The organism is Saccharopolyspora sp. NPDC050389 (assembly GCF_040655595.1).
Lineage (GTDB): Bacteria > Actinomycetota > Actinomycetes > Mycobacteriales > Pseudonocardiaceae > Saccharopolyspora.
Genome location: NZ_JBFAKG010000196.1, coordinates 1 through 5,510 on the forward strand (window position 1 = coordinate 1; position 5,510 = coordinate 5,510).

6 protein-coding genes are annotated in these 5,510 nt (G+C 70.9%); 3 read left to right on the forward strand and 3 right to left on the reverse strand.

The window, feature by feature from the left end; all coding sequences use genetic code 11:
* Positions 1 to 146: 146 nt before the first annotated feature.
* Positions 147 to 1,121: a CoA ester lyase gene (locus tag AB0I53_RS49115; protein ID WP_358618018.1), complete on the reverse strand. Its 975-nt coding sequence runs from the start codon at positions 1,119 to 1,121 to the stop codon at positions 147 to 149.
* 147 nt (positions 1,122 to 1,268) lie between these two features.
* Between AB0I53_RS49115 and AB0I53_RS49120 the strand changes: the two genes are divergently transcribed.
* Positions 1,269 to 2,567 carry a CBS domain-containing protein gene (locus AB0I53_RS49120; RefSeq protein WP_358618020.1) on the forward strand — a complete coding sequence of 433 codons (1,299 nt, stop codon included), beginning with the start codon at positions 1,269 to 1,271 and terminating at the stop codon, positions 2,565 to 2,567.
* On the forward strand, positions 2,567 to 3,094 hold the full coding sequence (locus AB0I53_RS49125; protein ID WP_358618023.1) for a DUF1003 domain-containing protein: 528 nt from the start codon (positions 2,567 to 2,569) through the stop codon (positions 3,092 to 3,094). Before AB0I53_RS49120 ends, AB0I53_RS49125 begins: the two co-directional genes overlap by 1 nt.
* 34 nt (positions 3,095 to 3,128) lie before the next feature.
* Here AB0I53_RS49125 and AB0I53_RS49130 read toward each other — a convergent pair whose 3' ends face one another.
* Both AB0I53_RS49130 and AB0I53_RS49135 read right to left on the reverse strand, forming a co-directional pair.
* Positions 3,129 to 3,545, reverse strand: a complete 417-nt coding sequence (locus AB0I53_RS49130; protein WP_358618025.1) for an NUDIX domain-containing protein — start codon at positions 3,543 to 3,545, stop codon at positions 3,129 to 3,131.
* 4 nt (positions 3,546 to 3,549) lie between these two features.
* Entirely contained in the window at positions 3,550 to 3,996 is a 447-nt protein-coding gene (locus tag AB0I53_RS49135) for a MarR family transcriptional regulator (protein ID WP_358618030.1), read from the reverse strand.
* 279 nt (positions 3,997 to 4,275) lie between these two features.
* Here AB0I53_RS49135 and AB0I53_RS49140 point away from each other — a divergent pair, with 279 nt between their 5' ends.
* Complete coding sequence (locus AB0I53_RS49140) at positions 4,276 to 5,415, forward strand: Mrp/NBP35 family ATP-binding protein (protein WP_358618028.1); 1,140 nt, start codon at positions 4,276 to 4,278, stop codon at positions 5,413 to 5,415.
* Positions 5,416 to 5,510 lie beyond the last annotated feature (95 nt).

Below are 5,510 nucleotides of genomic sequence, written 5' to 3' on the forward strand. Positions count from 1 at the left end.
CCGGTTGCGAGGGTGGGCTAAGCGGCTCCGCCGCTTCGAAGACAACGACCCGCATTACCACATCCGCACGTCACCACATCCAAAACAGCGTCTATAGCAGCCCAAAACACTCACGACCCGCGTGACCAGTGGGAACACCGGTGCGATCAGGACTCCGGCGGGGTCCAGCGGTCGGTGCGGTCCATTCCCGCGGCCCGGCCCTTGCCCGCGATCACCAGCGCCATCTTGCGGGACGCCTCGTCGATCATCTCGTCGCCCAGCATCGCCGCGCCGCGCTTCCCGCCGGCCGCCGACGTGTGCCACTCGTAGGCGTCCAGGATGTTCTCGGCGTGGTCGTAATCCTCCTGCCGCGGCGAGAAGAGCTCGTTGACCGCGTCGACCTGCGCCGGGTGCAGCACCCACTTGCCGTCGAAGCCCAGCGCCGCCGACCGGCCGCCCACCGCGCGCAGCCCGTCGACGTCCTTGATCTGCAGGTACGGCCCGTCGATCGCCTGCACCCCGGCCGCGCGGGCCGCGGTCAGGATGCGCATCAGGATGTAGTGGTAGGCATCGCCGACGTCGTAGCCGGGCGGCTGGTGGCCGACGACCAGCGACCGCATGTTGATCGACGCCATGAAGTCGGCGGGTCCGTAGACCAGCGCCGTCACCCGCGGCGAGGCGGCGGCGATCGCGTCCACCTCGACCAGGCCGCGGGCGTCCTCGATCTGCGGCTCGATGCCGATCCGGCCGACCTCCAGCCCGGTGGCGCGCTCGATCTGCGTCAGCGTCAGATCCAGCCAGCGCACGTGCTCCGGGGTGCTCACCTTCGGCAGGATGATCGAGTCGAGCTCGACGCCCGCGCCCTCCACGACGGTCACGACGTCCCGGTAGGTCCACTCGGTGTCCAGCGCGTTGACCCGAACCGAGCGGATCTTCTCGCCCCAGCCGCCCTCGTTCAGCGCGCCGACGATCCGGTCCCGCGCCTCGGCCTTCGCCAGCGGCGCCACCGCGTCCTCGAGGTCCAGGAAGAACTGGTCGGCGGCCAGCCCGCGCGCCTTGTCGATCATCTTCGCGCTGGAACCCGGCACCGCCAGGCAGCTCCGCCGGGCACGTCGACCGTCCACGTTGTCCTCCTCTGGCATCGCGAGTCGTTGCGTGTGTATCACGCACGCCGCCGCCGGAGCCGGACAAGTGCCCGGCGGCACAGAGGCTCGTGAGTGCTCGTTCCGGCTCTTACCGGAACGCCCGCTCACGAGGCGGGCAGCTCGGCGAGTGCATAACCTGATCACGTGGCAGCCGCGACCAGGGTGTTCGCGGCCCGGATGGCCGGTTTGTCGGTGTTCGGGCCGGACGGCGAATCGATCGGCCGGGTGCGCGACGTCGTCGCCGGGCTCAGCGTCCGGCGGCAGCCGCCGCGCGTCCTCGGCCTGGTCGTCGAGCTGCCCACCCGGCGACGGATCTTCGTGCCGATGCTGCGGGTCACCCGGATCGAGTCGAGCGCGGTGACGCTGGCGACCGGCACAGTGAACCTGCGGCACTTCCACCAGCGCCCCAACGAACTCCTGGTGCTCGGCCAGCTGCTGGACGCCCGGGTCGTCATCGATTCCACCGGCGCGCCCGCGGTCCTGGTGGACGTCGCGATGGAGCAGATCCGCACCCGCGACTGGCAGCTGGCCAAGCTCGCGGTCCGGGAGCGCACCGGGCGGCTCGGCCGGCGCGGCCCGACGCAGGTGCTGGACTGGGGCCAGGTCACCGGGCTGGCCGTCGCGGAGCTGACCGGCCAGCCGCAGGGCGTGCAGCAGCTGCTCGCCATGTTCGACACGATGCGCGCGGTCGATGTCGCGAGCACCCTGCACGAGCTGCCGACCAAGCGCCGCTACGAAGTGGCCGAGGCGCTGGACGACGAGCGGCTCGCCGACGTCGTCGAGGAACTGCCCGAGGACGACCAGAAGGACCTGCTGGCCTACCTGGACGACGAGCGCGCGGCGGACGTGCTGGAGGCGATGAACCCGGACGACGCCGCCGACCTGCTCGCCGAACTGTCCGAAGTGGACAAGGAGCGACTGCTCGGGCTGATGGCGCCGGAGGAATCCGCACCGGTCAAGCGGCTGATGGCGTACTCGTCCGACACCGCGGGCGGCCTGATGACGCCGGAGCCGATCGTGGTCGGGCCGGACGCGACCATCGCCGAGGCGCTGGCGATGGCGCGCAACCCCGACCTTCCGGTGGCGCTGGCCAGCCTGGTGTTCGTCTGCCGCCCGCCGTCGGCCACCCCGACCGGCCGCTACCTGGGCTGCGTGCACATCCAGCGGCTGCTCCGCGAACCACCGTCCACTCTGGTCGCCGGCGCGCTGGACACCGACCTGGCGAGCCTCCCGGCCGAGGCGTCGCTGACCGACGTCACCCGCTACTTCGCGGCCTACAACCTGGTGTGCGGGCCGGTGCTGGACGACGAGGAGCACCTCATCGGCGCGGTCACCGTCGACGACGTGCTCGACCACCTGCTGCCGGAGAACTGGCGGGAGAGCGGGCTACCCGAGCCGGAGGCCGGCCCGACCGACCAGCCGACTAACCGGGAGGCGCACTGATGCCCGAACTGCTGACCCGCCGCCGACTCGACCAACCCCGCCCGCCGCACCGGTTCGCGGTCTCCTTCGACCCGGAGGTGTTCGGGCAGGTCTCGGAGCGGGTCGCCCGGTTCCTCGGCACCGGCAAGTTCCTGTTCTGGATGACCGTGTTCGTGATCAGCTGGATCGCGGTGAACCTGTTCGCGGTCGGCCTGCGGTGGGATCCGTACCCGTTCATCCTGCTCAACCTGGCCTTCTCCACCCAGGCCTCCTACGCCGCACCGCTGATCCTGCTCGCGCAGAACCGCCAGGATGACCGCGACCGGGTCTCGCTGGAGGAAGACCGGGCGCGGGCGGCCCAGACCAAGGCGGACACGGACTACCTGGCCCGCGAGCTCGCCGCGCTGCGCCTGGCGATCGGCGAGGTCGCCACCCGCGACTACCTGCGCAGCGAACTGGACCGGCTCCGCGAAGAACTCCCGGGCCTGCAGAGCGAAGCGGAAAAACGCCGAGCCCGCACGGCCCTCGGAGATCCGAAGGACGACTGACGATCACGCCCCGATTTCAGGCGGGCGCCGGGGATCAGGCCGGGTCGAGGTCCGCGAAGAGCGCGACGATCGCCGGGGCCGTGACCTCGTGTGCCGCGTACTCCTCGCGGGTGCACCAGGCGAGCTCCGCGATCTCCGCCGCCGGTTCCGGCTCTCCATCCAGGTCGCCCGTGTAGCAGATGAGCTCGACCTGCACCCCGTCACCTTGCCCGACCGCGTCGGTGACGTAGCGGCCGAGGAAGTCCGCCCCGACCAGGCCGACGCCGAGCTCCTCCCGCACCTCCCGGTGCAGCGCCTGCACCTCGGTCTCGCCCGGATCGATCTTGCCGCCGGGCAGGTAGAACGCGGCCTGGTAGTCGGCGCGGACCAGCAGCAGCCGCCGGTCCACGAACCGGACCAGGCCGACCGCGCGGATCAACCGTTCGGCAGCGGTGGAGTTCGCATCGTGCACGCCCTCATGCTTGCGCACGCTGCCCCGGCGGGGATGGCACACCCCCGTCGGCCAACCGCTCGCAGGTGCGCATCAGCGCCTCCAGCTCGCCCTCGGTCGCGGACAGGAAGTACCGCGCCACGCCGGTGCGATGCGTCGACGCGGCCAGCGCCAGCCGGGCTTCGCCACGTTCGGTGATCACGGCCTGGACGCCGCGCCCATCCGAATCGACCCGGACCCGGCGCACCAGCGCCAGCCGTTCGAGGCGGTCGACGAGCCTGGTCACGCCGGAGCGCGACAGCAGCACGACATCTGCGAGTTCGGTCATCCGGAGCCGCTGCTCCGGGGCTTCTGCCAGCGCTTCGAGGACGTCGTAGGCGGCGAGCGTGAGCCGTTGCTCGGCGATCAGGTCGCCTTCCAGGCAGCGCGTGACCCTGGCGTGTGCGCGGAGGAAACTGCGGTACGCCAACAATTCACTTCGAGTCGGTAATCGATCAAGAGCCGTCTCGGCCACGAAGATTGATATTACGGAACGCGTTCGCCTGACTGCGCAGCGCCCCCGAACAAGAATCGCGTTCTGTCCCGCGTGCCCCACTGACCAGCGCGATGCCACCGGCCAGCAGCCCTGTTCGGGGCGGGCTACCGGTCCGTAGCATGGGATTGTCAACAACGCGGTGTGAGAGTCTTCGAGGCTGGCGCCCAGCGAAGCGACCACCGACCACGTCCGCAACCCCAGCTTGCCGAGGTAACCGTGACCAGTACGCAGTCCGCGCCCACCGAGGACGCCGTCCGGAAGGCCCTCAGCCAGGTCGAGGACCCGGAGATCCGCCGGCCGATCACCGACCTCGGCATGGTCAAGAGCGTGTCCATCGGCCCCGACGGCGACGTTGCGGTCGAGGTGTACCTGACGGTCCAGGGCTGCCCGATGCGGGAGACGATCACGCAGCGGGTCACCAAGGCCGTGTCCGCCGTCGAGGGCGTCGGCTCGGTGCAGGTCGAGCTCGACGTGATGAGCGACGAGCAGCGCACCGAGCTGCGCAAGATGCTGCGCGGCAACGCCGAGGAGCCGCGCATCCCGTTCGCCGAGCCCGGCTCGATGACGCGGGTGTACTGCGTGGCCTCCGGCAAGGGCGGCGTCGGCAAGTCCAGCGTGACGGTCAACCTCGCGGTCGCGATGGCCAAGCGCGGCCTGTCGGTCGGCGTGGTCGACGCCGACATCTACGGCCACTCGGTGCCGCGGATGCTGGGCGCGGGCGGCAAGCCCACCCAGGTGGAGAAGATGATCATGCCGCCGCAGGCGCACGGCGTGAAGGTCATCTCCATCGGCATGTTCACCCCCGGCAACACCCCGGTGGTCTGGCGCGGGCCGATGCTGCACCGCGCGCTGCAGCAGTTCCTGTCCGACGTCTTCTGGGGCGACCTGGACGTCCTGCTCCTCGACCTGCCGCCCGGCACCGGCGACGTGGCGCTGTCCACCGCCCAGCTCATCCCGAACGCCGAGATCCTGGTGGTCACCACGCCGCAGCAGGCCGCGGCCGAGGTCGCGGAGCGGGCCGGGGCGATCGCCATGCAGACCCGGCAGCGGCTGGCCGGCGTGGTCGAGAACATGTCCTGGATGGAGCTGCCGGACGGCCAGCGGATGGAGGTCTTCGGCTCTGGCGGCGGCCAGCTGGTGGCGGAGTCGCTGAGCCGCTCGATCGGCTCGGACGTGCCGCTGCTCGGCCAGGTGCCGCTGGACCCGCGGCTGCGCGAGGCGGGCGACAACGGCACTCCGCTGGTCCTGGAAGCCCCCGACTCGCCCGCGGCGGTGGTCCTCAACGACATCGCCAAGCGCCTGTCCACCCGAGCCCGCGGCCTCGCGGGCAAGCTCCTCTCCGTCTCCCCCGCCTGATCCGGGCACGGCGCCCACGCTGTTCAAGTTTCCGCTGGTCACGGGGGCGGGGGGGGGTGTTTGTGGTGTTGGTGTGCTAAAACATGAAAAGACAG